Raw genomic sequence first — 691 nt, forward strand, 5'->3', positions numbered from 1 at the left:
AGAAATTCCAGCAGACTTCGTAAAAGTCGGTGAGACAGACACTTGTCCTTACGCGGCAATGGCGAACGAAGAGAAGAAATACTACGGCGTTCAGTTCCACCCAGAAGTAACACACACGAAAGGTGGCCTACAAATGCTAGAGAACTTCGTTCTTGGCGTGTGTGGCTGTGAGCGTCTATGGACCTCTGAATCTATCATCGAAGACGCTGTTGCTCGTATTAAAGAGCAAGTGGGTGACGATGAAGTTATTCTAGGTCTTTCTGGTGGTGTAGATTCATCCGTTGTTGCTATGCTGGTTCACCGTGCAATTGGCGACAAGCTTACATGTGTATTCGTGGATAACGGCCTGCTTCGTCTAAACGAAGGTCAGCAAGTAATGGATATGTTCGGCGATAAGTTCGGCCTAAACATCATCAAAATTGACGCAGAAGAGCGTTTCCTTGAAGCGCTGAAAGGCAAGTCTGACCCAGAAGAAAAACGTAAGACTATCGGTCACGTGTTCGTAGACGTATTCGATGAAGAATCGAAGAAGCTGAAAAACGCAAAATGGCTAGCTCAGGGCACTATCTACCCAGACGTAATCGAGTCTGCAGCATCTAAAACTGGTAAAGCACACGTGATTAAGTCACAACACAACGTGGGCGGTCTACCTGACGATATGGAAATGGGTCTAGTTGAGCTACTACGTGAG

At 46.6% G+C, this 691-nt stretch carries 1 protein-coding gene; it reads left to right on the forward strand.

Annotated features, from left to right (window positions below; all coding sequences use genetic code 11):
- Positions 1 to 691, forward strand: a 691-nt coding sequence (locus R8N49_RS27295) for a glutamine amidotransferase-related protein (protein ID WP_412034921.1), incomplete at both ends; no start/stop codon positions are given.

This window comes from Vibrio sp. 1978 (genome assembly GCF_033344345.1).